The organism is Pectobacterium sp. IFB5596, assembly GCF_021432585.1.
Lineage (GTDB): Bacteria > Pseudomonadota > Gammaproteobacteria > Enterobacterales > Enterobacteriaceae > Pectobacterium > Pectobacterium punjabense.
In genome coordinates this window covers 210,896-236,144 of sequence record NZ_LXFY01000012.1, presented here as the reverse complement: position 1 = coordinate 236,144, position 25,249 = coordinate 210,896, and the positions used below count along the sequence as shown (strand labels likewise).

Here is a 25,249-nt window from a genome sequence, read left to right as displayed (position 1 = left end):
TGAAAATGAAAAGATTTGTGATTGCCTGTGCGGGAAGCCTGTTGCTTGCAAGTGCTTCTGTACATGCCATTAGCCTTTCCGGGGAAGCAGGCCGTGATTACGCAGGTGCTAGCGCGGGCTTCGGTCTGGGTATTCCAGGGCTTGCTGGTAACGTGAGCTATTCCCATGGCGACAACAACAATGATGTATACGGTTTTGGTCTGGGGTACACCATCCCTGTTGGCCCACTTAAGTTGACGCTGGGTGGTAAAGCGCTGTACCTGAATCAGGATCACGGCAATGATGGCTATGGTGTTGCTCTGGGCGGTGGCGTGCAGTGGCCGCTAAGCCGTCAGTTCTCACTGTATGGTGAAGGTTACTATGCGCCGGATTCATTCTCCAGCCATGTTGACCACTATGTTGAAGGGAAAGCGGGCGTTCGTTGGCAGGTGTTTGCACCGCTGAGCGTCGATGTCGGTTACCGCTATATCAATATGGCGCGTGAAAACGGCCCTGATAACAAGTTGGCTGATTCTGCCTATATCGGCGTTGGGCTGAACTTCTAATATACCGTCATACATCAAGCCGCAGGTGTACTGGCTTGATGTCGTGACTGGAAAGAAAAAAGAGCGTGAATGTTGAGTTCACGCTCTTTTTTATGGCGTGCTTCCTGCACGCGACGTTAATTGATTGACGGCAGCCAGCCCGCCACCATCGCTAACTGGATCAGAATAATGCCCACGCCGCTGGCGAAGATCAGCACCAAGACGGGTGCACCACCGCGGGTCGCGCGCATTTCAGGACGCCGCTTGCGTACCTGCCAGCTCAGCAAGGCGGGAATGAGTAACGCTAGCACGGCCAGCGCAATTGCTGCATAGCCCAAGGCCATTACAAAACCTTGCGGATAAAAGAGTGCGAATACCAGTGGTGGAATAAAGGTCAGCAGGCCCGTCTGCGCGCGCCCTATGACGCTATTCTTACGCTTAAACAAGTCGGCTAAATAATCGAATAACCCTAGCGCCACGCCGAGGAAAGAGGTCGCCAGTGCCAGATCGGCAAACAGGTGGACGGCGAGTTCAACGTGCGGTGAGGCAACCAGCGTACGAATAGCCTGCATCAACCCATTCAATCCTGCCTGATCGGCCAAAATAGCATTGAATGTTGAAGAGCTGAGGCTGCCCAACATCACGAGCTGCCAGAAAATATAGGCAATCAGCGGTATCACGCTACCGATAAGAAATATTCGGCGCAGCTTACGGCTGTCGCCCCCCATGTAGTGGACAATGCTGGGGATGCTGCCGTGAAAGCCGAATGAGGTCAGAATGACGGGCAATGCCGAGAGCGTCAGACCCTGTTGCAGTGGGAGCGTTAACAGATTGACGCGTTGAATGTGTGGCACCATGACGGCGAGCATGATGACGAGCATCAGTACCTTGCCGCTAAACAGGATACGGTTAAACAAGTCGACGGAAGACGTGCCGATGCAGACGACCCCGCCGGCAACCAGCGTGAAGAGCAGAATGCCTGCGGACAATGGAAGTGAGTAGCCACTCCACTGACTAATGCTGCTAGCGAGCAGTTCGCCTGCGCCGCTGATATACGCTGCCGTGAGCGCATACATCAGAAATAGCATACTGAAACCGGTGATCCACTGTCCCCAACGGCCGAGATAGATTTTTGCCAACGTGCCTAACCCAGTGTGCGACGGCTGATGTTGATACACTTCGACCAGCAACAAGGCGCTGTAACACATCAGCGCCCACAGACCGATTAATATCATCAAGGTAGTACCAAACCCGACGCCAGCCGTTGCCAACGGCATCGCCAACATTCCTGCTCCAATTGTGGTACCAGCAACGATAAAAATACTGCCAAGAGTACGATTTTTCACCTATTCCTCTATATATAGCGTGGCTATCCAGATATTTTTGGCAGCAGGGTAGAGTATTCAGTGATTTCTGTCAAAACGCCGTTACGAAGAGTGTAATTTTATATTTACACCAGAGGCGAGCCATCGGCAGCAGAGCATTATTGGACAGGCTGAAAGAAATATTGTGTTTGCTCATCCGAGTTTTTAAAGTGGATTCAGGATTATCATCAGGAGTAAAAAAATGCTTAGGGTTGAGATGTTATGTACCGGTGATGAAGTGCTGCATGGCCAGATTATTGACACCAATGCGGCCTGGCTGGCGGATTATCTGTTTGTGCAGGGATTACCGATGACCAGCCGGATGACGGTGGGTGACGATCTCGATGCGCTGGTGACCGCAATCACGCAGCGTAGCCAGATAGCCGATATCCTGATTGTAAACGGTGGGCTGGGGCCGACCAGCGACGATCTCAGCGCATTGGCGGCAGCTACCGCCGCTGGAGAGGGATTGGTTGAGCACGCCGAATGGCTGGCGCGTATGGAGGCTTTCTTTGCCGAACGCGGTAGAGTCATGGCTCCCAGCAACCGCAAACAGGCGCAAATCCCTGCCAGCGCGGAAATGGTGGATAACCCGGTAGGCACCGCCTGTGGCTTTGCATTGCAATTGAACAAATGCCTGATGTTCTTTACGCCGGGCGTCCCCTCTGAGTTTAAGGTCATGGTCGATCAGCAAATTATGCCGCGTCTGCGCGAGCGTTTTGCTGTCGCCGATGCTCCGCTGTGCTTGCGTTTGACGACCTTTGGCCGTTCAGAAAGCGATCTGGCAAGCCAGTTAGATGGTATGGCATTACCGCCGGGCGTGGTGCTGGGCTACCGATCTTCTATGCCGATTATTGAACTGAAGTTAACTGGCCCGGCTGCGCAGCAGGAAAAGATGGAGCAACTGTGGGAAACGGTGCGTACTGTTGCTGGAGAGAATACGATCTTTGAAGGCACTGAAGGGTTACCCGCACAGCTTGCTCGACGCCTTGCCGAACGTGATATGACGTTGGCGGTGAGTGAGCACTTCACGGCGGGGTTGCTCAACTGGCAGCTCCAGTCTGCAAGTGCTCCGCTGGCTGGCGGAGAGTTGCTGGCAAGCGTTCAAGATGCCAGCCTGTCTGGATTAGCGGGCTACGCTCGCCATCTGGCAGAGCGTCAGGGCGCATCGTTAGCGCTGGTGGTCGGCAGCAGGGACGATGCTGAGCTTTCCTTAGCGCTGCATACGCCGGAAGGGTCTTTCGCCCAAACGATACAGTTCAACGTACAGCGCTACAGCCTGAAAACGCATCAGGAAGTGGTTGCGATGCTGGCGATGAATATGTTGCGTCGCTGGCTAAACGGCTGGTCAGTCTACGGCGGACACGGTTGGATTACGGTGCTGAAGACGCTGTAGTCAGCGGGGGATTGAGGGGCTCTGCCTAGCTGCATTTCTATTCGGCTTTCGGGGGTAGTTTCGTGCGCGATGATACCGTTATTTTCATGCTACCTCGTAGCACGCGCCCGACAAGGGACGGCTCAAACGCCGCTCGCCCCTTGACCCCAGGCTTTTCGGCGGAAATTATGCCGCTAACGCGGTGCCTTCGTCGGTATCAGGCTCAACGGACCGCTTGCGACACGTTTACTCGCCCCATAAATGGGACTCGCCCTTCGGGCCAGCACAAGTGCTGTTCAAAAACGTCTCTGACGTTTTTGTCCGACGTGGCGCAAGCTTTCGCCGCGTCCTGCGGCTCATCCTAAGCCTGCTATCTCCTCAGCATAATTTTTTACGCCGAGTTAGCACACCCGAAATCATCGTATCAATCCAATATAGGCGATGACGAATGTTTGAAATAAGAAGGCCAGAATCAACGTTCTGGCCTTCTTCACAAGAGAATTAATACAGTAGCGAGTAGAGTTGGCGCCGGTAGCGGGCAGCGAGGGCGTCGCTGGTACCGAGGGCGGCCATGATGTCCATCAGCGTTTTGCGTGCGCTACCGTTAGCGGCGGCCAGATCTTTTTTCAGGAATCCCATCAGCAGTTCAAGCGCTTCTTCATTACGGCCAACCTGATGCAGTTGCAGAGATAACTGTACTGCCAGATCCGCATTTTGTGGGTCAGCGTCCAACTGCTGCTGTAAATGCTGAATTTCCGGCGTGTCTGCTGCCTGTTTCAGCAACTCAATCTGCGCAACGAGGCTGTGATAGCGCGTGTCTTGATCCTGCAAAGGAATGGTCGCCAGCACGGCTTCGGCGTCTTCACTGCGCTTAATTTGAATCTGCACTTCTGCCAGCATCAGGCCGATGTCGCTGCGCTGTTGGCTGAGTTGCCAGGCGTCTTTCAGTAGCTGCATCGCTTCTGGCAGTTTGTCTTCTTGAATCAGCTGCTGTGCCTGAGCGACTTTCAGCTCTTCTTCTTTCGGCAGTGCGCGTTTCAGTAGTTCACGAATCGCTTCTTCCGGTTGTGGCCCTTGAAAACCGTCCAGCGGCTGCCCGTCTTTAAACAGATAAACGGTTGGGATTGAGCGCAGGCCAAACTGAGCGGCGACGCGTTGTTCGGCATCACAGTCCACCTTCGCCAGAACAAACTGCCCCGCATATTCCTGCGCCAGTTTATCCAGCACCGGCTCCAATTCCAGACAGTGCTGGCTACGTCCCGACCAGAAGTAAAACAGGACTGGCAGTGTCGTGGAGTGTTCCAAAACCTGATGCAGGTTGGATTCGTTAACGTCAACGATAGTCGCTTGTTGTTCTAACATGAGTAGTCTCTCTTACTTCTTGAATTCACTTGACCTTTAGATGGGGCCTGTCGGTGCCACTTACAAGCCTCGTGCAGCGGTGAGTGAGCAATACGTCACTTTCTACTGCCTTATCCTCGTAATACTTTATCCAGCAGACATCCCGGTAGCAGGCGACGCAGCCAGGTTAAGGAATGGGCTACCAGCGTCACGGGATAGCGTAATTTAGGCCGCGAGCTTTCCAGCGCATGATGGAGCTTCGGCAGTATCGCTTCCGGCGGTAGCGTAAAACGTTTAGCGATACCGGGGTTGGTGACCGGCTTGTCCGTCTGCGTCTGTGCCACGTTATCAGTAAAGCGAGTGCTAATCGGGCCGGGTTCGATCAGGCTGACGTGCAGCCCGCTGCCGTGTAATTCCATACGCAATGCGTCCGACCAGGCTTCCAGTGCATATTTGCTGGCGGCATACGCGCCGCGTCCCGGTGTAGATACCAGCCCCATGACCGAACTGGTCTGGATGATGCGGCCTTCGCCGTGCGGTAGCATCGCGGGTAATAACAACTGCGTAAGCTGATGCGTGCCAAACAGGTTGCTGGAAAACTGCTGTTCGAGCTGCTGGCGTGAGATTGTATTCAATGGTCCATACAGGCCATATCCGGCGTTATTAAACAAGCCATACAGATGGTTATCGGTCAGCCTGATCACCTCCGCTGCGGCCTGTTCAACGCTGGCGTTGTCATCCAGATCGAGCGCAATGGTTTCCAAACCCAATGCGGTCAGACGCGCGACATCCTCTGCGCGGCGGCAGGCCGCGATCACGCGATAGCCGCGTTTTTGCAAATCCTGTGCGGCAATCAGGCCAATGCCGCTAGAGCAACCGGTAATGAAGACCGTTTTTTGCATAACTTTACCTAATTCAAAAGCCTATTTATTAAGACTCATGGTTAACTAAGGGTTCCAGCTGCTTCGCCATCCATTCTGCGATAAACGGTTGGGCATCACGGGTTGGATGGATGCCATCTTCCATCATCCATTCGGGTTTAAGATACACCTGCTCCATAAAGAAAGGCAGCAGAGGAAGCGCAAACTGCTCCGCGAGTTTGGGGTAGATATTGCTGAATGACTCGGTGTAGCGGCGGCCATAGTTGGTCGGCAAACGAACCTGCATGAGCAGCGGCTGGGCGTTAGCCTGTTTGACTAGCGTAATGATTTTTGCCAGATCTTGCTCGATATTGGCTGCCGGAAACCCTCGAAGCCCGTCATTGCCGCCCAGTTCAATCAGCACCCAGCGTGGCTGGTGCTGTTTTAGCAGAGCAGGAATACGAGCCAGCCCTTGTGCGGTGGTGTCACCGCTAATGCTGGCGTTAACCACCGCGATGCCTTTTTTCTGCGTCTGCCACTGGGTGTTCAGCAGCGTTGGCCACGCGTTAGCAGCCGGCATCTGGTAGCCCGCACTGAGGCTATCACCCAGAATTAATAATGTGTCAGCGGCGAAAGCGCGTACGCTGCATAATCCCAGAAGCAAAAGGACGAAAACATGTTTGCGAAGACCAGCCCAGCGAGTGCTACGCCAAGCAAAACTGCGCACGTAGAAAACATTCTTGAAGTTCATCATCTTAGTAAGCACGTTGGTCAAGGAGAGAATCGGCTTTCCATCCTTACCGGAGTTGAGCTTATTGTCAAACCTGCGCAGACAATTGCCCTGATTGGCGAATCTGGTTCGGGGAAGTCAACCTTGCTGGGGATTTTGGCTGGTCTGGATGATGGCACAGAAGGGGATGTGAGCCTGATGGGCAAATCGCTGAATGCGCTGGATGAAGAAGGCCGTGCGGCGCTACGTGCCCAGCATGTCGGTTTTGTTTTTCAGTCTTTTATGCTGGTACCGACGCTGAATGCATTGGAGAACGTACAGTTACCCGCGTTGCTGCGCGGTGAAAGCGACAGCCACAGCCGTGGGCAAGCTGAACAACTTCTGCAGCAGCTTGGACTGGGTGAGCGCTTACATCATCTCCCGGCTCAGCTTTCCGGCGGTGAGCAGCAGCGTGTAGCGCTGGCGCGTGCGTTCAGCGGTCGGCCTAATGTCTTGTTTGCCGATGAACCTACCGGGAATCTGGATCGTAAAACCGGTGAACGCATCGTTGATCTGCTGTTTTCCCTCAATCGTGATTACGCCACGACGCTGATTCTGGTGACGCATGATGAACAACTGGCGGCACGCTGCGAGCGACGTCTGCGGTTAGTCGACGGCAAGCTGCGGGAGGACGCATGATCTGGCGGTGGTTCTGGCGCGAATGGCGCTCTCCTTCCTTATTGATTGTCTGGCTGGCGTTAACGTTGGCAGTAGCCTGCGTGCTGGCGTTGGGCACGATCAGCGACCGTATGGAAAAAGGTCTTAGTCAGCAGAGCCGTGATTTTCTGGCAGGTGACCGTGTGCTGCGTGCGTCACGGCCTGTTGCGGAAACCTGGCTTCTGGACGCGCAACAGCGCGGATTGACGCTCAGCCGCCAGATTTCTTTCATGACCATGACGTTCGCAGGCGATACGCCGCAGCTGGCGCAGGTCAAAGCTACCGACCAGCGCTACCCGCTGTATGGCAATTTGCAGACGCGTCCTGAAGGGCTGCATGCTGAAGCGGGAACGGTGCTGGTAGCGCCGCGCCTGCTGGCGTTACTTGGGCTGAAAGTCGGTGACATGCTGGACGTTGGCGATACCTCGCTACGTATCAGCGGTGAACTGATTCAGGAACCGGATTCCGGTTTTAACCCGTTCGAAACCGCGCCGCGTATTCTGATGAATCTGGACGATGTCGAGAAAACCGGTGCGATTCAGCCGGGGGGCCGCATTACCTGGCGCTACATGTTTTCCGGTGATGAGAAGCAAATTAGTGAATTTAGCAACTTCATCAAGCCACAGCTCAAGCCCGATCAGCGCTGGTATGGCATGGAGGATTCTGAAGGTGCGCTGAGCCAGTCGTTAAAGCGGTCACAGCAGTTCCTGTTGCTGTCGGCGCTGCTGACGCTGCTGTTGTCTATCGCTGCCGTTGCAGTGGCGATGGGGCATTACTGCCGCAGCCGTTATGACTTGGTCGCTATCCTGAAAACGCTGGGCGCAGGTAAACAAGCGCTGAGGCGCTTAATCATCGGCCAGTGGCTCTCTGTGCTCGGGCTGGCAGCGGTTTGTGGTAGCGTGCTTGGTCTGGGCTTTGAAGCGCTGTTGATGAAAATGCTGGCGCCGGTGCTACCCGCCGCACTGCCAGCATCCGGGCTATGGCCATGGGTGTGGGCGCTGGGGTCGCTAGTGCTGATTTCACTGCTGGTTGGGTTGCGCCCGTATCGACTGCTGCTGGCGACACAGCCGCTGCGTGTGTTGCGTCAGGATGTGGTGGCGAACGTGTGGCCGCTGCGTTACTACATGCCGATTGTTCTACTTATTGTCGTCGGTCTGCTTGCGGTGTTGTCCGGCGGCGGTGTGCTGCTGTGGTCGCTGCTCGGCGGTGTGGCGGTACTGTCGCTACTGTTGGGCGTTATCGGCTGGGGCGGGCTGCTACTGTTACGGCGTTTGACGGTGAAACGACTGGCGTTGCGTTTGGCTATTAATCGTCTGTTGCGTCAGCCGTGGTCGACACTCAGTCAACTGGCCGCGTTTTCGCTGTCTTTCATGCTCTTGGCGTTGCTACTGGTGATGCGCGGCGATTTACTGGATCGCTGGCAGCAGCAGTTGCCACCGGGCAGTCCGAACTATTTCCTGCTGAACATCACGGCGGAACAGGTGCCGCAGGTGAGGGACTTCCTCTCTCAGCATAACGTGATGCCAGAGCAGTTCTTCCCGATTATTCGTGCGCGGCTGACGGAAATTAATCAACAGATTGCGACGGAAGTGATCCATGAGGACGATCCGGGCGGCAACACGGTGAACCGTGAACTGAACCTAACCTGGATGAACGGGATTCCGCAGCACAACGTACTGGTGGAAGGGGAAGCACCCAAGGCGGGTGAAGTCTCGATGGAAGCGAAAGAAGCCAAAGAGATGGGGATCAATATTGGCGATACGTTGACCTTTACTGGTGATACGCAGCCGTTTAGCGCTACGGTAACCAGCTTCCGTCAGGTAGATTGGGAAAGCTTGCGTCCGAACTTCTTCTTTATTTTCCCCGTAGGGGCGTTGGATAACCAGCCGCAATCCTGGCTGACCAGCTTCCGCTACGATGGCGATGAGAAGATGATTACCCAACTGAATCGCCAGTTCCCGACGGTGAGCGTGCTGGATATCGGCAGTATTCTGCGTCAGGTTGGGCAGGTCTTGCAGCAGGTAAGCCGTGCGCTGGAAATTATGGTCATTCTGGTGTTGTTCTGCGGTGTATTGCTGCTGCTGGCACAAATTCAGGTCGGGATGCGTCAACGGCGTCAGGAACTGATGGTGTACAGAACGCTTGGCGCCGGATTACGCCTGCTGCGCACCACGTTGTGGTGTGAGTTTGCGGTACTGGGGCTGGTGGCAGGAACGGCGGCGGCGATTGGCGCAGAATCGGCTTTGTGGCTATTGCAGCGTAAGGTCTTTAACTTTGCCTGGGAACCGAATATCGGGATGTGGATAGCACTGCCGTTAATCGCGGCGTTCCTGCTGTCGCTCTGCGGCGGCTGGCTGGGACTACGACTCTTACGCGGTAAAGCCCTGTTCCGGCAGTTTTCGGGATAAAATTGCGTATAAGAATACGCCATTTTTTCTGAGACGAATTGCTATGCAAACACAGAGAAAGTTTCATGCGCAGTACCGCCGCCACGTTTATGCAAAACCTTATAAGCGCCCGACGCAGGGCGCTCAAGCGCCGCAGCCCTGCGAACCCTGGCTTCTGGCATAAATTATGCCGCTACGCGGTTCCATCGGTGTTCATGACCGCTAACCGAGCCGCCAGTGACGCGTTTACTCGCCCCATAAATGGGGCTCGCCCTTCGGGCCAGCACAAGTGCTGTTCAAAAACGCCTCTGACGTTTTTGTCCGACGCGGCACTGGCTTTCGCGACGTCCTGTCGCTCACTCGGCGGTCAAGCTCACCGCTGCATAATTTTTGATGCCGGATAACAGAGGAAATCTATCTTTTTACCTTACTGACTGATGGAACTTCCCGGTGCTTCGCCGCCGGTTCCCGTCACGGTTTTGTGTTTCGCCAGATATTGATGTTGGAAAATACACATGCGGATCGTGTTGCGATATTCGCCGTTAATGAAAAATTCGTGGATCAGTTCACCTTCAACCTCAAAACCGAGCTTGCTGTAGATGTGGATCGCTTTGTTGTTTTCCTTATCCACAATCAAATACAGCTTGTAGAGGTTCAATACTGAGAAGCCGTAATCCATTGCCAGTTTGGCCGCCATGCTGGCGTAGCCACGGCCCTGATAGGCCGGGTCGATGATGATCTGAAATTCCGCGCGACGGTGGATATGGTTAATCTCCACCAGTTCAACCAAACCGACTTTAGTCTGCTCGTGTTCAATAATGAAGCGCCGCTCGCTTTGGTCATGAATATGTTTGTCGTACAGATCGCTGAGTTCGACAAAGGCCTCATAAGGCTCTTCAAACCAATAACGCATTACACTGGCGTTGTTATCCAACTGATGAACAAAAGTGAGATCGTCTCTCTCCAGCGGTCGTAGCCGAACGGCATTGCTCGTACCGGACATAGTGAATCCTTAATTAATCAAATGGACGTGAACCGTGGTTATCGGGGTCACGCTGGCATGAGTATGCCAATGCTAGTATAGCGGCGGATAGGCTGGCGCTGAACGCGTAATGTGGAATGAAACACGACAAGAGACCCCGCATCGCTGAGATGCGGGGCGAAAGCACATTAGAAATCGACGCTGGCGCGCAGCACTACCTGACGCGGTTCGCCGATGGCGACACGCAGATTGTCATTACCGCTGGAGGGGTAATAGGTCTGGTCGAACAGATTTTTCACGTTGAGCTGCCATTTCACCTTGTAACCGTTGAGAGGCAGGCTATAGGCAATAAACGCATCGGCGACCGTGTAGGCATCCAGATAGAAATTGTTATCGTCTTTTCCTGCACGACGGCTGACGTAGCGTGCGCCAGCCCCCGCGCGCAGATTGTCACCTGCGGCCAGACCAAAATTGCCAAAATCCTGCGTCAGGAATAGCGAGGCGGTATGGCGAGCGGCATTCGGCATGCGTTTGCCATTATTTTTTGGATCGGCGGTGACTCGTGCATCGGTGTAGGCATAGGAACCGATTAGACTCAGTGAATCCGTTAGTTTTCCTGCGAGATCAAGTTCAGCTCCTTGTGAACGGACTTGACCTACAACACGGCCAAAATTTTCACTTCCTATTCTTTCTGTCACCATGACGTTGCGTTTCTCGATATCGAAGAGAGCCAGATTACCGCTGATACGGTTGTCTAAATCCCACTTGGCTCCGATTTCATAAGAACGCCCTAACTCTGGCGGCAGAGAGGTGGCCTGTGCTGCAATAGAGGAGTTAGGTTTGAATGATTCACTGTAGCTGACATAAAGCGAAGAATAGGATGTCAGATTATAGATGACACCCGCTCGAGGGACGACGCGACTGTAGGTACTATCTGTCCGTGTGACGAACGGGCGTCCTTTACCTGACATCACATCAAAGGTGTCATACCGTAGGCCGCCCAACAACTGCCAGCGATCGTTAAGGCGGATAGCGTCCTGCATAAAGAACGCCCTGCTATCGATATTCTCGCGTTGATCGCTGTCTGAAGCATTGGCGGCTGTAGGGACTTTCAGTTGACCGTAAATTGGATTGTAGATATTGAAACTGGTCGCATTACTGCTTCCGCGGATCATATCGCCACGGAAAGTACGGTCTGCTTCGTAATCAAATCCAAACAGCAGTTGGTGATTGATACGTCCCCAGTCCACATCGCCATTTACAGTAAGCTGCACGATCTGCGCCTGAGAATGTGCATCGGCGGTTGCGTCTGCTCGGCGTGTTAATATTCCGGTATTGGCGTCATAGCCCATTGCACGCGCCTGATTATCGCTGTAGCGGTTGCGGTTATACGAATAGGTCAGGCTGCTTTTCCAGCGGTCATTCAGGTTGCGGTCAACCTGAATGGTGACGCTGTCCTGATCGCCGCGTGTCGCATTGTAGCTTTCATCAAAGCGGCGATCTCGTGGTGTATTAACTGGTTTGCCCGTCTTCGGATCGATAAGGGTGCCGCGATCGAAAGGCGTCAGATATTCCATATGTTCGTAGGCTACACGCACGGTGGTGTCTTCGCCGTACCACATGAGGGATGGCGCAACTGTCGTCTGGCGGTTACGCCCGAAGTTGCGCCAATAGTCAGTTTCATCGTGATCGACCACCATACGGTAAGCCAGACCGGACGCACCTAACGGGCCGGTGACATCCAACTGCCCGCCACCGCCTTTGAAGCTGCTTCCCCAGCCTTCAATATGCGTTTTTTGTACCAGTTCAGGCTTTTTGCTGATGACATTGATAACACCGCCGGGCTCACCCATGCCGTAGAGCATGGAAGCCGGACCTTTCAGCACTTCGACGCGTTCGCTGCTGGGCGTAAAGTTACGTGCTTGAATGGAACGCACGCCATCACGAAAGATCGAACCGTCGCGGTTATCGCCGAAGCCACGTTTGATGATGGCATCCTGTGTACCGCCCAGCGTATTGGACTGGGTGATACCGCTGACGTTATACAGTGCTTCATCAATATTGCGTACCGCGCGATCTTCAAGCACCTGCGTAGGGACGACATTGACGGCCTGTGGGACATCTAACAGTCGGCTTTCAGTACGGGTGCCGGTCACGGTTTTATGCGGCTGGTAGCCCGTTTCTTTTCCTGTCTGGCCACCAGTGGTGGCATTCACCACCATGGTGTCTTCTTTGCCATCAACGATGGCAGCCTGAATACTAAACGGCAACAGCGCCAGCAGCGGCCAGCTGTGACGGAATGCATTCTTTTTTATAGCAAACTTATTCATGCGAAATCTGACTCCAATAAATCCCTGAAAATTCAATAGGTAAAAACTGTTGATAGAGTTGTTGTAGTGTCTGTTGCGGATCGATATCGGCAAACCGGTCTGGATAAAGTGCTTTGGCAAACATCTCGACCATCACGACGTGGTACGGGCTGAGGTAGAAGTTGTGCCACATGCTCCAGGCACGGCCTGTTTGCACGGCTCGTAGGTGAGACAAAATAGGTTCTTGGCGGATAAGCGTGTCGAAACTCTCTTTCGCCTGCGCGGCGTTAACCTGTGGCCCGAGCATCAGACTGGAGAAACGTTTGCCCTCCGGCCCGGCCATACCGGTGGCGATGTAAACGTCGGGATTGGCGGCCAGCACGCGCTCTGGGCTCAGCTCGCCGTAGACACTATTGATGGTGCCGCTGGCAATATTCTCGCCACCGGCGAAAGTCAGCAGATCGCCAAGGCTGCCGCCGACCGCCGTGGTGCAGCAGGTGTCTCGTCTGCCCAGATGGAGGTGCAGCATGACTGTCGGTTTCTTACCGTGATAATGCGCAATGCGTTGGCGAACTACGTCCATATGCTGCTGATAGAAATTGCTGAAGGCCTCAGCGCGCTGAGGTTGGTTCAACACCTCGCCGAGCAGGCGAACGCTGGGTAATGTGTTGTTAAGTAGATCGACACGCAGATCGACGTAAATGAAGGGAATACCCGCGCGAGTCAGCGTCTGTTGCAGTTGATCTTCGTTAGCTGCGTTTTTTGCCAACCGTGGCAGAATGACCAAATCGGGTTTTAGCGGCAGCAGCATCTCTGCGTTCATCGCTTGCAGACTACCGTTGCCGAGTTGTGGAATCTGACTTATCTGTGGGAATTTTTCGGTATAGCGTGACCAACTTTGTGCATCGTAGCGCGCCATGTCGCCCGGCCAGCCGACAACATGTTTGGCTGGTTCATTGGGCTGAAGTAGGGCTAACGTATATAGCATGCGGCTCTCGCCCAGGATGATGCGCTGGGGATCGTCTGGAACCTCTACCTGTCGGCCCAAAATATCGGTGACGGTTTTTGCATGTAGGAGTGGGCTGAGTGAAAGCAGACAAAGCAACAAGACGGTACGCATGATGGAGTTCACAAAATTTAAGATGGGGAAAGATAATCATTGTCATTTTCGTTTTCAACCGACGAAGAGTACGTGTAATTCCGGTTGATGGAAATGTTCTTTCTTATCTGTGGGTTAATGATTTTTTTGTAAAAGATTAGTAAATATTTAAAGCGTAAATAGGGGGAAGGGCGGTAGTGATGCGAATCGGCAGGAAAAGAAAGACGTGAAGAAGAAGAGGTAAGGCCCCGCAGGAGAGCCTTACGAATATGACGAACTGACAGAATTACTCGGCGGCATAACCCTGTGGAGGAATACGCACGCTGTCCAACCAGGCTTCATTTTCGCGCATCACCAGTCGACCGTTCAGGAACCAGTTAATGACCATCGGATAAATCGTGTGCTCATGCGTCTTCACGCGTTCGCTTAGACTTTCTTCCGTATCGTCACTAAATACTGGCACTTTCGCTTGCAGAATTAGCGGGCCGCCATCCAGTTCATCGGTGACAAAATGCACGGACGTGCCGTGTTCCCGATCGCCATTTTCCAGCGCCTTACGGTGCGTATGCAATCCAGGATATTTCGGCAGCAGGGACGGGTGAATATTCAGCATTTTGCCTGCGAATTGCGCGACAAATTCCGGGCTGAGGATGCGCATATAGCCTGCTAAGACCACCAGCGCCGGTTCATATTGCTCAATTTCATTTGCCAGTGCCGCATCAAATGCAGCGCGGTCGGCAAAATCTTCAGGGTTCAAGACGCACGTAGGAATATCCGCATTCTGTGCGCGTTCTAGCCCGTAAGCCTCCGCATTATTACTGAATACGGCGACGATCTTTCCTTTAAGGCGCCCGTTCTTACAGGCGTCAATCAACGCCTGTAAGTTGCTTCCATGACCTGAAATCAGCACAACGATGTTTTTCATCAGTTAATAACCACTGCGTCTCCGGCATCGGTTTGAGTAATGACGCCGATTTTCCATGCGTTTTCGCCGCTGCTGTTGAGTAATGCAACGGCCTCGTCTGCCTGTTCGGCTGGCAGTGCGATGATCATACCAACACCGCAGTTGAAAGTACGATACATTTCATGGCGGCTGACATTACCGGCCTGTTGCAGCCAGTTAAAGACAGCAGGCCATTGCCAACTGGATTCGTCGATAGTCGCCTGCATGCCTTCTGGCAACACGCGTGGGATATTTTCCCAGAAGCCGCCGCCAGTCAGGTGAGAAATCGCGTGGACATCCACTTTCTCAATCAGGGACAGGATAGATTTCACGTAGATTTTGGTCGGTGCCAACAGGTGATCGGCCAGCGGTTTGCCTTCCAGCTCGAACTGCTCTGGATTGGTCTTGCTGACTTCAAGCACTTTACGTACCAGCGAATAGCCGTTGGAATGTGGCCCGCTGGACGCGAGGGCAACCAGAACATCGCCATTTTTGACTTTGCTGCCGTCGATGATTTCCGATTTTTCTACGACGCCGACGCAAAAACCAGCAACATCGTAGTCTTCGCCGTGGTACATGCCCGGCATTTCGGCGGTTTCGCCACCGACCAGCGCACAGCCTGATTGCTTACAGCCTTCCGCGATACCGGTAATCACGCTGGCAGCGGTATCGACATCCAATTTGCCTGTGGCGTAATAGTCGAGGAAGAACAGTGGTTCAGCACCCTGAACCACCAGATCGTTCACGCACATCGCAACCAGATCGATACCGATGGTATCGTGGCGCTTCAGATCCATCGCCAGGCGCAGTTTGGTGCCGACTCCGTCAGTGCCGGAAACCAGAATCGGTTCGCGGTATTTTTGCGGTAAGGCGCACAAGGCACCGAAACCACCCAATCCACCCATAACTTCCGGGCGACGGGTCTGTTTCACTACACCTTTAATACGGTCGACCAATGCATTGCCTGCATCGATATCCACGCCTGCGTCTTTATAGCTGAGAGAGGTTTTGTCGGTCACTGCTGAGTCCCCACGAAGGTTACGGGTCGTATTCAGAAAACACGGTATTTAGAAAACATACTGTGGTAAAAATAGTGCGCGCTAATTCTAACAGTGTAGGCAATCGTTTGCGAGTGATGAGTCATCGGCTGGCTATTTTTCGTTAATGGCGACAATTTCTCTTCTCGGTTGATCTGGATCAGGCTTAATCATATGGCGCTAAGTAAAAAAGGCGGTATAATCCCGCGATTTTTTTTACGACGGGCTCTCGTGCCCGCCGCCCTGCGGGCCGCCGCAAGCGGTGTTTAAAAACGCGTTTGGCGTTTTTGTCCGTCCACTAGCCGATGGGGAGATAATGATGAAGATCGTCGAGGTGAAACACCCGCTCGTCAAACACAAACTGGGTTTGATGCGAGAGAACGATATTAGCACGAAGCGTTTTCGTGAACTGGCTTCCGAAGTGGGAAGTTTGCTGACTTACGAAGCGACGGCTGACCTGGCAACCGAAAAAGTCACCATTGATGGTTGGTGCGGTCCGGTTGAAGTCGATCAGATCAAAGGCAAGAAAATTACCGTTGTACCCATTCTGCGTGCAGGATTGGGGATGATGGAAGGCGTGCTGGAAAATGTCCCTAGCGCGCGTATCAGCGTTGTCGGTATTTACCGTGATGAAGAGACGCTGGAGCCTGTCCCTTATTTCCAGAAGCTGGTTTCCAATATCGAAGAGCGCATGGCGCTGGTGGTTGACCCTATGCTGGCGACCGGTGGCTCGATGATCGCGACGATCGATCTGCTGAAAAAAGCAGGCTGCCACAGCATTAAGGTGCTGGTGTTGGTCGCGGCGCCAGAAGGCATTGCCGCACTGGAGAAAGCTCACCCGGATATCGAGCTTTATACTGCATCCATTGATAAAGGTCTCAACGAGCAGGGTTACATCATGCCAGGCCTGGGCGATGCGGGCGATAAAATATTTGGTACGAAATAACAGGTAAGCCGACTTATAGTCGGCTTTTTTTTGGCGCAAGGATACCCGTCATACTTCAAGCTGCTTGTGCGTTGGCCGCCCTTACTCACTCCAGTCACTTACTTGTGTAAGCTCCTGGAGATTCGTGCGGTTGCCGCCTTCACGCAACTCGAATTATTTAGGGTATCGGTATTTCCTATGGTGCGCCACGGCCTGTATTACGTCACACGCGGTTCTTTTATACATCAGCAGCCAACATGTTCCTGCTTCACTACGGTGGGGCGGGATGCGTCTGGCTGTGATAATAAGTGCGGGTCTACCTGCACACACAAATAGCAACACTACAGAGGATATTGAAGATGACTCGTCGCGCCATCGGGGTGAGTGAACGACCCCCCTTGTTACAAACCATCCCGTTGAGTTTCCAGCATCTGTTCGCGATGTTTGGCGCTACCGTTCTGGTCCCCATTCTGTTCAAGATCAACCCCGCGACCGTACTGTTATTCAACGGCGTGGGTACGCTGCTTTATTTATTTATTTGTAAGGGAAAAATCCCGGCATATTTGGGGTCGAGCTTCGCATTTATTTCTCCGGTTTTACTGCTGCTGCCGCTGGGATATGAAGTCGCACTGGGTGGTTTCATTATGTGCGGCGTGTTGTTTTGTCTGGTGGCGCTGATTGTTAAGAAAGCGGGCACCGGCTGGCTGAATGTCCTGTTTCCGCCTGCGGCGATGGGGGCGATTGTCGCCGTTATCGGTCTTGAACTGGCGGGTGTTGCGGCAGGGATGGCTGGATTGTTGCCTGCCGATGGCACATCCGTTGATTCCACCGCGGTAACAATTTCTCTGGCGACGCTGGCGATCACCATTCTGGGATCGGTGCTGTTTCGCGGTTTTCTGGCGATCATTCCGATTCTGATCGGGGTACTGGCTGGCTATGCGCTGTCGTTCGCGCTGGGCGTGGTAGATTTAACCCCGATTCGTGAAGCGCACTGGTTCGCGATGCCGACATTCTACACGCCGCGCTTTGAGTGGTTTGCCATTCTGGCGATACTGCCTGCTGCGCTGGTGGTGATTGCTGAACACGTTGGCCACCTGGTGGTGACGGCGAATATCGTGAAGAAAGATCTGATGCGTGAGCCGGGACTGCACCGTTCTATGTTCGCTAACGGCATTTCAACCGTGTTGTCCGGCTTCTTCGGTTCTACGCCGAATACGACCTATGGCGAAAACATCGGCGTACTGGCGATTACCAAAGTGTATAGCACCTGGGTTATCGGCGGTGCAGCGATCCTCGCGATCCTGCTTTCCTGCGTAGGTAAACTGGCGGCGGCGATTCAGGCTGTACCGGTTCCTGTCATGGGCGGCGTATCGCTGTTGCTGTACGGCGTGATCGGTGCGTCCGGTATTCGCGTGCTGATTGAATCCAAAGTGGATTACAACAAAGCGCAAAACTTGATCCTGACTTCCGTGATTCTGATCATCGGCGTCAGCGGCGCAAAAGTGCATCTGGGCTCGACCGAGCTGAAGGGCATGGCGCTGGCGACGGTTGTCGGTATTGGGATGAGCCTGGTGTTTAAGGTCATCAGCCTGTTCCGTAAAGAGGAAGAAATCCTCGATGCGCCGGAAGAGAACGACGCGCGTTCATAACGGCGTTATTCACCCCGTTGAGGCCGTCAATATCGCGGCCTCAACAGGGACTGGTTTCTGTGGTAAACTCGATTCGTTTTCCTGCCCGTTTTGCTTGAGGTGATTCTGAACACGCCGGCACAGCTTTCATTGCCACTCTACTTACCCGATGACGAAACATTTGCCAGTTTCTATCCGGGCGAAAACGCGTCTCTTCTTGCCGCCATCAATAATGCTTTGTATCAAGAGCATGGTAGCTATATCTATTTTTGGTCACGCGAAGGAGGCGGGCGCAGTCATCTGCTGCATGCTGCCTGTGCCGAACTGTCGCGTCAGGAACGCGCGGTGGGCTATGTGCCGTTAGATAAACGCGCCTACTTTGTGCCGGACGTGCTGGAAGGCATGGAACAGCTGGCGCTGGTCTGTATCGACAATATCGAATCTATCGCAGGCGATGAAGAATGGGAAATGGCGGTATTTAATCTGTATAACCGCATTCAGGAAACGGGGCGAGCCCGGCTGTTAATTACCGGAGATCGTCCGCCGCGTCAGCTAAATTTACGTCTGCCCGATCTGGCTTCTCGTCTCGACTGGGGACAAATCTACAAGCTACAACCGTTATCGGATGACGAAAAGGGGGAGGCATTGCAGCTGCGTGCCAAACTGCGCGGGTTCGAATTGCCAGAAGACGTGAGTCGTTTTCTGCTTAAGCGTTTGGATCGAGAAATGCGCACGTTATTTATGACGCTCGATCAGCTTGACCACGCTTCCATCACTGCACAGCGCAAGCTGACCATTCCTTTTGTGAAAGAGATCCTCGGGCTGTAGCTGGGGATCGCTAGCTGAAGATCATCGATCTCTGACGGTTACAGAATTTCCAGTACCTGTTCTGGCGGGCGACCAAGACGTGCCTGATCTTGTACCACGACGATAGGGCGCTCGATGAGCTTTGGATTATCGATCATCGCCTGAATCAGCTGCACTTCTGTTAGTGCAACATCGGACAACCCTAACTGCTGATAAGCCTCTTCTTTGGTTCTCATCAATTCGCGCGCGCTGCTAAAACCCAACTGTTGGATAAGCTGAGCCAGTGTCGCGGCATCGGGCGGTGTGTCGAGATAGAGCACGACGTTTGGGGCAATATTGTGCTCTTGCAGTAGCGCCAGCGTTTCACGGCTTTTGGAGCAGCGCGGGTTATGGTAAATCGTCACGGATTTTTGCTTTGAAGGCTGTGTCATCGTTATGCTCCTTATCAGGATTTCTGGTACTGGCGGAAACGCTGTTGTAACTGGCGGAACTGATCAATACGGGCATCGTAGCGCGCCTGCTCCAGACTCCCCAGTTTGACCAATGAACTCGCGTTGCTCAGTAGCCGAATAGATTGATCGAGTTGGCCGTTAAGTGCCAGACTCTCTGCACGAGCGGCCAGCTCTTCTGCACGCTGTCCTTGGGCTGCGGCGGCCTGCGCCAACAGCTCCCAGCCGTTCGGATCGTCAGGGTGCGCGTAGGTATAGCGATACAATATTTTGCCGGCGGCAGCCGGCTGCTTCCCTTCCACATAAGCATTCGCCAGATTAAGCTGAAGTACCGGGTTCGCCTGCATACCGGATACGTTTTGTAAACGGGCGATAGCTTGCGTAGCGCGGTTTTGTCCCAGATCGATATCGGTCATCATATCCAGAAACCACGGGTTTTCTGGCGCGCTGCTTAGCAGCGGTTGCAGCACATTGCGCGCGTCATCGTACTTCTTGGCCTGATACAGCTGAATGGCACGACCATACTTCGCGGCCAGCTGTTCCCGCACGTTACCTTTTTCCCATTGCACCAGCAGATCGTCGTTTAATGGGCGATCCGGCGAACCATACATGCCAAAAGTGCGTATTTTGGCGAACAAGAAATCTTGAGAAGACTGCACGGGCGTTGAGCGCATCTGATTGGCGCGGTTACGGGCGTCTGACAGGCGGCTTTCCGGCAATGGGTGGGTCAGCAACATTTCCGGCGGTCTTGAAGCATAACGTGATTGGTCAGCCAGCTTTTGCAGGAAATTCGGCATAGCTTGTGGATCGAAGCCCGCGCGCTGTAACACCTGAATCCCGATGCGGTCTGCCTCTTGTTCATTCGACTGCGTGAACGTGATCATGCCCTGCTGCGCACCTGCCAGCGTGCCGCTGAGCGCTGCCATTCCCAACTGTGGATTGGCCATTGCCAGCAGAATAGAACCGAGCGCGCCAACCCAAGTGAGCGGGGCGCTACGCTGCTGTGATTCCATGCTGCGCGCCAGATGGCGCTGGGTAACGTGAGAGATTTCATGCGCCAACACCGAGGCCAGTTCGCTTTCGCTATCGGCATAGCGAAACAGCGCAGAATGCAGTACTACGTTGCCGCCGAAGAAGGCGAAGGCGTTGATGTCGTCATTACGGATTAGATAAAAATGGAACGGCGTACGTACCGAATCAGCCTGCTTGACCAATCTGTTACCGAGCTGGTTAATGTAATTGGACAGCAGCGGATCGTTGATAAGCGGCGCACCAGCCCGCAGTTGACGGACGTAAAAATCGCCCATCGCCAGTTCCTGATTGATACTGAGCGTACCACCTGCGGTCGTGCCAATATCCGGCAGTCGATCCTGCGTGTCAGCCTGAACAGGAAGCAGGTTGCCAGCCAGTAGTGTCCCAAACAGGACGGACATGAGCGTTTTTCTTAACCGAATAGACATAACGGAAGATAACCTTATCAACAGCTAACGTGAAAGCATTCTGCCGACTATCTTAGCCAGCGATGGAAGACAAAGAAATGCCCGAGCGGGAAAAACGTGGTGAAGAGAGATAAAGGCAGGAAAAACCGGCACGTATGACGGTGCCGGTGGGCGATTTGAAAACCGCGAATTAGGCGTTTTTCAGATAATCGAGAACGATGTCGTGGTGGTTGCTGGTTTTGAAGTCGTCAAACACCTTCTCTACCTTGCCATTTTCATCGATCAGAAAACTGATGCGATGAATACCGTCATAGGTTTTCCCCATGAACGTTTTTTCTCCCCAAACGCCAAACCCTTCTGAAACCTGATGATCCTCATCAGAAAGCAGCGTGAAATTTAAGACCTCTTTCTCGACAAAACGGGACAGTTTTTCTGATTTGTCCGTACTAATACCGAGAACTTCAACGCCATGTTTTTTCAAATCGTCCATGTTATCGCGCAGGCCGCAAGCCTGAACGGTGCATCCTGGCGTCATTGCTTTAGGGTAGAAATACACCAACACTTTCTGTCCCTGGAAGTCGGTTAAATTTACTTGTTCGCCATCTTGGTCGGGCAAGCTAAATTTCGGTGCAATATCACCGGCTTTCAGTGTGTTCATCACGACTCTCCGTCTTGTGTCTCTTCATGCTGTGGATATACCCATAATTATACTATTGGGCATAGTTAACGACGCTAATACTGCCTTGTGCGTTCAATTCTGTACATAGCTGATGAAAGGCTGGCTCAATAATTAAGCTATCAAGCGTTGCAGAACTGTGTGCGGCAATCTGAATATACAGCTGCGGTGGTTTTCCGCCCTCTGCGGGCTGCGTTTTTGAAACCAACTCAGCAATGTTTAACTGGTGAGAATCGAACAAATCAGTGAAACGCTCAATAATGTGAGGCGAATCGGCGACGTCAACCTTCACCCAAACGGTGGACGGTGTTGGCTGGCTGGCCTGTGACTCTGTCCGCTTCATCACGATCAATAAATCCATCTCCGCACCTTTCAGCGGCAGGGTAGATTCAATCAGCGTTATGGCGTTCCAACTGCCGGACAGCAGCATAATAAACGTGAACTCTTTGCCCAGCATAGCAAGACGGCTATCTTCGATATTGCAGCCACAGCTACTGACGTGGCGGGTAATCGCATTGACAATACCGGGGCGATCGACTCCCAGTGCGGTAATAACCAGATAGTGTTCTTGTGAGCTTGGCAACATCATGCTTCCTGTCTTTTTTCCCATTAATACATGGTAAACATAAAAAATTGCCTGGAGCAATTTTTAACGCCGCTTGCGGCGGCCCGAAGGGCGGCGGGCAGGGATAGCCCGCCGTAAAAAACCTGGAGCCATTTTTAGCTCGATTTACGCGGTCTATTTTCCCAAAACATCAGAAGCATTTTTAATTTCGTTTACTGCGTCATAAAAAAACCTGCGTCAGGCACCTACAACGCCCTTGTCCGCTTGCTTTTGCATAGAGGTCAAAAGTACCATGAAGCACTTGTTTGTGGAGGGGATGGCCAATGTTTACGGGAAGTATTGTTGCGCTGGTTACGCCGATGGACGCCAAAGGCGCTGTCGATCGGGCGAGCTTGAAGAAACTGATTGATTATCATGTCGCTAGCGGTACATCGGCGATTGTCTCTGTCGGCACGACGGGCGAATCCGCTACGTTGAGCCATGACGAACATGGCGATGTTGTATTGTTGACGCTGGAACTGAGCGACGGGCGTATTCCCGTTATCGCTGGAACCGGTGCGAATGCTACCGCCGAAGGTGTTTCACTGACGAAACGCTTTCACGGCACGGGCGTTGTTGGCTGCCTGACGGTGACACCGTACTATAATAAACCGACGCAGGAAGGGCTGTTCCAGCACTTCAAAGCGATCGCCGAACATACCGATTTGCCACAAATCCTGTATAACGTACCTTCTCGTACCGGTTGCGATATGCTGCCGGAAACGGTTGCCCGTTTGTCTGAAGTGAAAAATATTGTCGCAATTAAAGAAGCGACGGGGAACTTAAGTCGGGTAAGCCAGATCCAAGAGCTGGTTAGTGAAGACTTCATTTTGCTGAGCGGCGATGACGCTAGCGGGTTAGACTTTATGCAACTCGGCGGTAAAGGGGTGATTTCCGTAACGGCGAACATTGCTGCGCGTGAAATGGCGGAACTTTGCAAGCTGGCGGCGCAGGGCAATTTTGTCGAAGCGCGCCGTTTAAATCAGCGCCTGATGCCACTGCATCAGAAGTTATTTGTTGAACCCAATCCTATTCCGGTGAAGTGGGCCTGTAAGGAATTGGGACTCATAGCGACCGATACGCTGCGCCTGCCGATGACACCGTTGACCGATTCTGGCCGCACGGTGATGGGGCAAGCACTTAAGCAAGCGGGTTTGCTGTAATCGTTAGGGAGATTTAATGAGTTATTCATTACAAAAGTCGATGGTGGCAAAAGTCGTTGGCTTATCACTCGTGATGTTGCTTGCGGCTTGTTCCAGCGATCAGCGCTATAAGCGTCAGGTCAGTGGCGATGAATCCTATTTGAAAGCGCCTGAGCATCACGCGCTGAATACGCCTGCCGGGATGATTTTACCCTTGCAGAACGGGGATTATGACATACCACCGGTTACCCTGAATGGTGCGGTCGGCAAGGCACTGGATATTCGTCCTCCTGTGCAGCCATTGGCTTTGTTGAATGGTTCCCGTACCCAGGTTTCGGGGGATACGGCAACGCTGTTTTTAGAAAACAGCGCGCAAAATAGCCAGCTCTGGTCTCAGGTTATCCGCGTGTTGCAAGACAAAGCGTTCACCATTGCTAGCCGTCAGGATGCCAGCCAAACGCTGACCACTGACTGGATCTCATGGCCGCGTGAAGATGAAGACGTACCGTATCAGGGGCGTTATCAGGTTTCCGTACAGCAGCAGGGCTATCAGGTTGCTTTGGTCGTAAAATTGCTGGGATTGCAGTTGAACGGCCAGCCAGTGACAGCGGGCGATCAGACTCAGCGTTACACCGGGTTGATGCTGAATGCGCTTAGCAATGGTCTGGATTCTCAGGCAACGGCACGCGAAAATGCGCTGGCAAATCGCACTATTGGTTCGCTGGATGTACAAAGTGGAGCGGATGATACAGGCCTGCCACTTCTGATTGTACGCGGTCCGTACACGGTGGTATGGGATCGTCTGCCTGCGGCGCTGGACAAGATCGGCATGAAGGTGAACGATCGTAGCCGTCCGCAAGGCTCTGTCTCCGTCACGTATCGTGCACCAAGCGGCGGAACCTGGGATGATCTGGGCGCGAAAAACCCTGAACTGCCTAACGGCGATTACAAATTGCAGGTTGGCGATTTAGATAACCGCAGCAGTTTGCAATTTATCGATTCCAAAGGGCATACGCTAACCCAGTCTCAGAATGATGCGCTGGTGGCCGTATTCCAGGCGGCGTTCGGTAAATAACGCATAAATCAAGGGTCGGATTATCCGGCCCTTCTTCATTCAACCTATCTACCCGAATTGGCGGGCGCTGTTGGCAACCGTTCGGGAAAGCGTTAAATATACGGGTCGTATTTTTGACCCTCACTGTGTGGAGTAATAAAGATGCAAAAGCTAGCTGAGCTGTATCGTGGAAAGGCGAAAACTGTCTACACCACCGAAGATCCCGATCTACTGGTGCTGGAGTTCCGCAATGATACATCAGCAGGAGACGGTGCGCGCATTGAGCAGTTTGACCGGAAAGGAATGGTAAATAACAAGTTCAACCATTTCATCATGAGCAAACTGGAAGAAGCTGGAATCCCAACGCAAATGGTGAGCCTGCTTTCTGACAATGAAGTGCTGGTGAAAAAACTGGAGATGGTGCCGGTCGAGTGCGTCGTGCGCAACCGTGCGGCGGGATCGCTGGTAAAACGTCTGGGGATCGAAGAAGGTATCGAGCTGAATCCGCCGTTGTTCGATTTGTTCCTGAAAAACGATGCGATGCATGATCCAATGGTGAACGAATCTTACTGCAAGACGTTCGGCTGGGTGAATGAAGAGAATCTGGCTCGCATGAAAGAGCTGAGCTATAAAGCGAATGATGTGCTGAGCAAACTGTTTGGCGACGCTGGTCTGATTCTGGTCGATTTCAAGCTGGAGTTTGGTCTGTTCAAAGGCGAAGTGGTGCTGGGTGATGAATTCTCACCAGACGGTAGCCGCCTGTGGGACAAAGAAACGCTGAACAAAATGGATAAAGACCGTTTCCGTCAGAGCCTCGGTGGTTTGATTGAAGCGTATGAAGAAGTTGCGCACCGTATCGGCGTAAAATTAGACTAACT

23 protein-coding genes are annotated in these 25,249 nt (G+C 53.0%); 10 read left to right on the top strand and 13 right to left on the bottom strand.

The window, feature by feature from the left end; genetic code table 11:
- Positions 1 to 5: 5 nt before the first annotated feature.
- The gene (locus A6301_RS10875; RefSeq protein ID WP_107168354.1) at positions 6 to 545 is read left to right on the top strand and encodes a YfaZ family outer membrane protein; all 540 of its coding nucleotides are present in this window, start codon (positions 6 to 8) and stop codon (positions 543 to 545) included.
- A gap of 116 nt (positions 546 to 661) precedes the next feature.
- On the opposite strand, the gene tyrP is transcribed toward A6301_RS10875, so the two are convergent.
- Positions 662 to 1,870, bottom strand: coding sequence for a tyrosine transporter TyrP (tyrP, locus tag A6301_RS10870; RefSeq protein ID WP_107168353.1), 1,209 nt, complete (start codon positions 1,868 to 1,870; stop codon positions 662 to 664).
- Between the two features lie 220 nt (positions 1,871 to 2,090).
- On the opposite strand from tyrP, the gene A6301_RS10865 reads away from it, so the two are divergent.
- Positions 2,091 to 3,284: a nicotinamide mononucleotide deamidase-related protein YfaY gene (locus A6301_RS10865; protein WP_107168352.1), complete on the top strand. Its 1,194-nt coding sequence runs from the start codon at positions 2,091 to 2,093 to the stop codon at positions 3,282 to 3,284.
- A gap of 480 nt (positions 3,285 to 3,764) precedes the next feature.
- On the opposite strand, the gene A6301_RS10860 is transcribed toward A6301_RS10865, so the two are convergent.
- The 3 genes from A6301_RS10860 to tesA all read right to left on the bottom strand — a co-directional run bounded on the left by A6301_RS10860 (position 3,765) and on the right by tesA (position 6,218).
- Entirely contained in the window at positions 3,765 to 4,625 is an 861-nt protein-coding gene (locus A6301_RS10860) for a co-chaperone YbbN (protein ID WP_205541570.1), read from the bottom strand.
- A gap of 110 nt (positions 4,626 to 4,735) precedes the next feature.
- Positions 4,736 to 5,506 carry an SDR family oxidoreductase gene (locus A6301_RS10855; RefSeq protein ID WP_234257767.1) on the bottom strand — a complete coding sequence of 257 codons (771 nt, stop codon included), beginning with the start codon at positions 5,504 to 5,506 and terminating at the stop codon, positions 4,736 to 4,738.
- Positions 5,507 to 5,534: 28 nt separating this feature from the next.
- Positions 5,535 to 6,218, bottom strand: coding sequence for a multifunctional acyl-CoA thioesterase I/protease I/lysophospholipase L1 (gene tesA, locus A6301_RS10850; RefSeq protein ID WP_107168398.1), 684 nt, complete (start codon positions 6,216 to 6,218; stop codon positions 5,535 to 5,537).
- Here tesA and ybbA point away from each other — a divergent pair.
- Together ybbA and ybbP are read left to right on the top strand one after the other, a co-directional pair.
- Positions 6,141 to 6,872, top strand: a complete 732-nt coding sequence (ybbA, locus tag A6301_RS10845; RefSeq protein WP_005976200.1) for a putative ABC transporter ATP-binding protein YbbA — start codon at positions 6,141 to 6,143, stop codon at positions 6,870 to 6,872. The genes tesA and ybbA overlap by 78 nt on opposite strands.
- Positions 6,869 to 9,298, top strand: coding sequence for a putative ABC transporter permease subunit YbbP (gene ybbP, locus A6301_RS10840; RefSeq protein WP_234257766.1), 2,430 nt, complete (start codon positions 6,869 to 6,871; stop codon positions 9,296 to 9,298). Before ybbA ends, ybbP begins: the two co-directional genes overlap by 4 nt.
- A gap of 406 nt (positions 9,299 to 9,704) precedes the next feature.
- On the opposite strand, the gene speG is transcribed toward ybbP, so the two are convergent.
- The 5 genes from speG to purM all read right to left on the bottom strand — a co-directional run bounded on the left by speG (position 9,705) and on the right by purM (position 15,629).
- Entirely contained in the window at positions 9,705 to 10,280 is a 576-nt protein-coding gene (gene speG / locus A6301_RS10835) for a spermidine N1-acetyltransferase (RefSeq protein ID WP_234257765.1), read from the bottom strand.
- A 167-nt stretch (positions 10,281 to 10,447) separates the two neighbouring features.
- A complete protein-coding gene (locus A6301_RS10830) occupies positions 10,448 to 12,589 on the bottom strand; it encodes a TonB-dependent siderophore receptor (RefSeq protein ID WP_234257764.1) in 2,142 nt (713 codons plus the stop codon).
- The gene (locus tag A6301_RS10825; RefSeq protein WP_234257763.1) at positions 12,582 to 13,688 is read right to left on the bottom strand and encodes an ABC transporter substrate-binding protein; all 1,107 of its coding nucleotides are present in this window, start codon (positions 13,686 to 13,688) and stop codon (positions 12,582 to 12,584) included. The genes A6301_RS10830 and A6301_RS10825 overlap by 8 nt, the downstream gene beginning before the upstream one ends.
- Before the next feature lie 265 nt (positions 13,689 to 13,953).
- Positions 13,954 to 14,592, bottom strand: coding sequence for a phosphoribosylglycinamide formyltransferase (purN, locus tag A6301_RS10820; protein ID WP_107168348.1), 639 nt, complete (start codon positions 14,590 to 14,592; stop codon positions 13,954 to 13,956).
- A complete protein-coding gene (gene purM, locus A6301_RS10815; protein ID WP_205541582.1) occupies positions 14,592 to 15,629 on the bottom strand; it encodes a phosphoribosylformylglycinamidine cyclo-ligase in 1,038 nt (345 codons plus the stop codon). The genes purN and purM overlap by 1 nt, the downstream gene beginning before the upstream one ends.
- A 337-nt stretch (positions 15,630 to 15,966) precedes the next feature.
- On the opposite strand from purM, the gene upp reads away from it, so the two are divergent.
- The 3 genes from upp to hda all read left to right on the top strand — a co-directional run bounded on the left by upp (position 15,967) and on the right by hda (position 19,028).
- The gene (gene upp, locus A6301_RS10810; RefSeq protein WP_014914591.1) at positions 15,967 to 16,593 is read left to right on the top strand and encodes a uracil phosphoribosyltransferase; all 627 of its coding nucleotides are present in this window, start codon (positions 15,967 to 15,969) and stop codon (positions 16,591 to 16,593) included.
- Between the two features lie 338 nt (positions 16,594 to 16,931).
- Positions 16,932 to 18,221, top strand: a complete 1,290-nt coding sequence (gene uraA, locus A6301_RS10805; RefSeq protein WP_010286494.1) for a uracil permease — start codon at positions 16,932 to 16,934, stop codon at positions 18,219 to 18,221.
- A 99-nt stretch (positions 18,222 to 18,320) separates the two neighbouring features.
- Positions 18,321 to 19,028: a DnaA inactivator Hda gene (hda, locus tag A6301_RS10800; RefSeq protein ID WP_107168346.1), complete on the top strand. Its 708-nt coding sequence runs from the start codon at positions 18,321 to 18,323 to the stop codon at positions 19,026 to 19,028.
- A 38-nt stretch (positions 19,029 to 19,066) separates the two neighbouring features.
- Here hda and arsC read toward each other — a convergent pair whose 3' ends face one another.
- The 4 genes from arsC to A6301_RS10780 form a co-directional block, all read right to left on the bottom strand.
- Entirely contained in the window at positions 19,067 to 19,438 is a 372-nt protein-coding gene (arsC, locus tag A6301_RS10795; RefSeq protein ID WP_205541584.1) for an arsenate reductase (glutaredoxin), read from the bottom strand.
- Between the two features lie 14 nt (positions 19,439 to 19,452).
- A complete protein-coding gene (locus A6301_RS10790) occupies positions 19,453 to 20,916 on the bottom strand; it encodes a M48 family metallopeptidase (RefSeq protein WP_107168344.1) in 1,464 nt (487 codons plus the stop codon).
- A gap of 169 nt (positions 20,917 to 21,085) precedes the next feature.
- On the bottom strand, positions 21,086 to 21,553 hold the full coding sequence (bcp, locus tag A6301_RS10785) for a thioredoxin-dependent thiol peroxidase (RefSeq protein WP_010286501.1): 468 nt from the start codon (positions 21,551 to 21,553) through the stop codon (positions 21,086 to 21,088).
- Between the two features lie 52 nt (positions 21,554 to 21,605).
- On the bottom strand, positions 21,606 to 22,157 hold the full coding sequence (locus A6301_RS10780; RefSeq protein ID WP_193555632.1) for a glycine cleavage system transcriptional repressor: 552 nt from the start codon (positions 22,155 to 22,157) through the stop codon (positions 21,606 to 21,608).
- A gap of 302 nt (positions 22,158 to 22,459) precedes the next feature.
- Here A6301_RS10780 and dapA point away from each other — a divergent pair, with 302 nt between their 5' ends.
- The 3 genes from dapA to purC all read left to right on the top strand — a co-directional run bounded on the left by dapA (position 22,460) and on the right by purC (position 25,247).
- Positions 22,460 to 23,338: a 4-hydroxy-tetrahydrodipicolinate synthase gene (gene dapA, locus A6301_RS10775; RefSeq protein ID WP_107168343.1), complete on the top strand. Its 879-nt coding sequence runs from the start codon at positions 22,460 to 22,462 to the stop codon at positions 23,336 to 23,338.
- Between the two features lie 16 nt (positions 23,339 to 23,354).
- Entirely contained in the window at positions 23,355 to 24,392 is a 1,038-nt protein-coding gene (gene bamC, locus A6301_RS10770; RefSeq protein ID WP_107168342.1) for an outer membrane protein assembly factor BamC, read from the top strand.
- A 141-nt stretch (positions 24,393 to 24,533) separates the two neighbouring features.
- Positions 24,534 to 25,247, top strand: coding sequence for a phosphoribosylaminoimidazolesuccinocarboxamide synthase (gene purC / locus A6301_RS10765; RefSeq protein WP_015839428.1), 714 nt, complete (start codon positions 24,534 to 24,536; stop codon positions 25,245 to 25,247).
- The last annotated feature ends 2 nt before the right edge of the window (positions 25,248 to 25,249 follow it).

What these genes read in the sequence shown, in the direction of transcription:
- A6301_RS10875 (WP_107168354.1), top strand. Translation starts at nt 6, where the DNA reads ATGAAAAGATTTGTGATTGCCTGTGCGGGAAGCCTGTTGCTTGCAAGT.
- A6301_RS10865 (WP_107168352.1), top strand. Translation starts at nt 2,091, where the DNA reads ATGCTTAGGGTTGAGATGTTATGTACCGGTGATGAAGTGCTGCATGGC.
- A6301_RS10860 (WP_205541570.1), bottom strand. Translation starts at nt 4,625, where the DNA reads ATGTTAGAACAACAAGCGACTATCGTTGACGTTAACGAATCCAACCTG.
- A6301_RS10855 (WP_234257767.1), bottom strand. Translation starts at nt 5,506, where the DNA reads ATGCAAAAAACGGTCTTCATTACCGGTTGCTCTAGCGGCATTGGCCTG.
- ybbA (WP_005976200.1), top strand. Translation starts at nt 6,141, where the DNA reads ATGTTTGCGAAGACCAGCCCAGCGAGTGCTACGCCAAGCAAAACTGCG.
- tesA (WP_107168398.1), bottom strand. Translation starts at nt 6,218, where the DNA reads ATGATGAACTTCAAGAATGTTTTCTACGTGCGCAGTTTTGCTTGGCGT.
- ybbP (WP_234257766.1), top strand. Translation starts at nt 6,869, where the DNA reads ATGATCTGGCGGTGGTTCTGGCGCGAATGGCGCTCTCCTTCCTTATTG.
- speG (WP_234257765.1), bottom strand. Translation starts at nt 10,280, where the DNA reads ATGTCCGGTACGAGCAATGCCGTTCGGCTACGACCGCTGGAGAGAGAC.
- A6301_RS10830 (WP_234257764.1), bottom strand. Translation starts at nt 12,589, where the DNA reads ATGAATAAGTTTGCTATAAAAAAGAATGCATTCCGTCACAGCTGGCCG.
- A6301_RS10825 (WP_234257763.1), bottom strand. Translation starts at nt 13,688, where the DNA reads ATGCGTACCGTCTTGTTGCTTTGTCTGCTTTCACTCAGCCCACTCCTA.
- purN (WP_107168348.1), bottom strand. Translation starts at nt 14,592, where the DNA reads ATGAAAAACATCGTTGTGCTGATTTCAGGTCATGGAAGCAACTTACAG.
- upp (WP_014914591.1), top strand. Translation starts at nt 15,967, where the DNA reads ATGAAGATCGTCGAGGTGAAACACCCGCTCGTCAAACACAAACTGGGT.
- uraA (WP_010286494.1), top strand. Translation starts at nt 16,932, where the DNA reads ATGACTCGTCGCGCCATCGGGGTGAGTGAACGACCCCCCTTGTTACAA.
- arsC (WP_205541584.1), bottom strand. Translation starts at nt 19,438, where the DNA reads ATGACACAGCCTTCAAAGCAAAAATCCGTGACGATTTACCATAACCCG.
- A6301_RS10790 (WP_107168344.1), bottom strand. Translation starts at nt 20,916, where the DNA reads ATGTCTATTCGGTTAAGAAAAACGCTCATGTCCGTCCTGTTTGGGACA.
- bcp (WP_010286501.1), bottom strand. Translation starts at nt 21,553, where the DNA reads ATGAACACACTGAAAGCCGGTGATATTGCACCGAAATTTAGCTTGCCC.
- A6301_RS10780 (WP_193555632.1), bottom strand. Translation starts at nt 22,157, where the DNA reads ATGTTGCCAAGCTCACAAGAACACTATCTGGTTATTACCGCACTGGGA.
- dapA (WP_107168343.1), top strand. Translation starts at nt 22,460, where the DNA reads ATGTTTACGGGAAGTATTGTTGCGCTGGTTACGCCGATGGACGCCAAA.
- bamC (WP_107168342.1), top strand. Translation starts at nt 23,355, where the DNA reads ATGAGTTATTCATTACAAAAGTCGATGGTGGCAAAAGTCGTTGGCTTA.
- purC (WP_015839428.1), top strand. Translation starts at nt 24,534, where the DNA reads ATGCAAAAGCTAGCTGAGCTGTATCGTGGAAAGGCGAAAACTGTCTAC.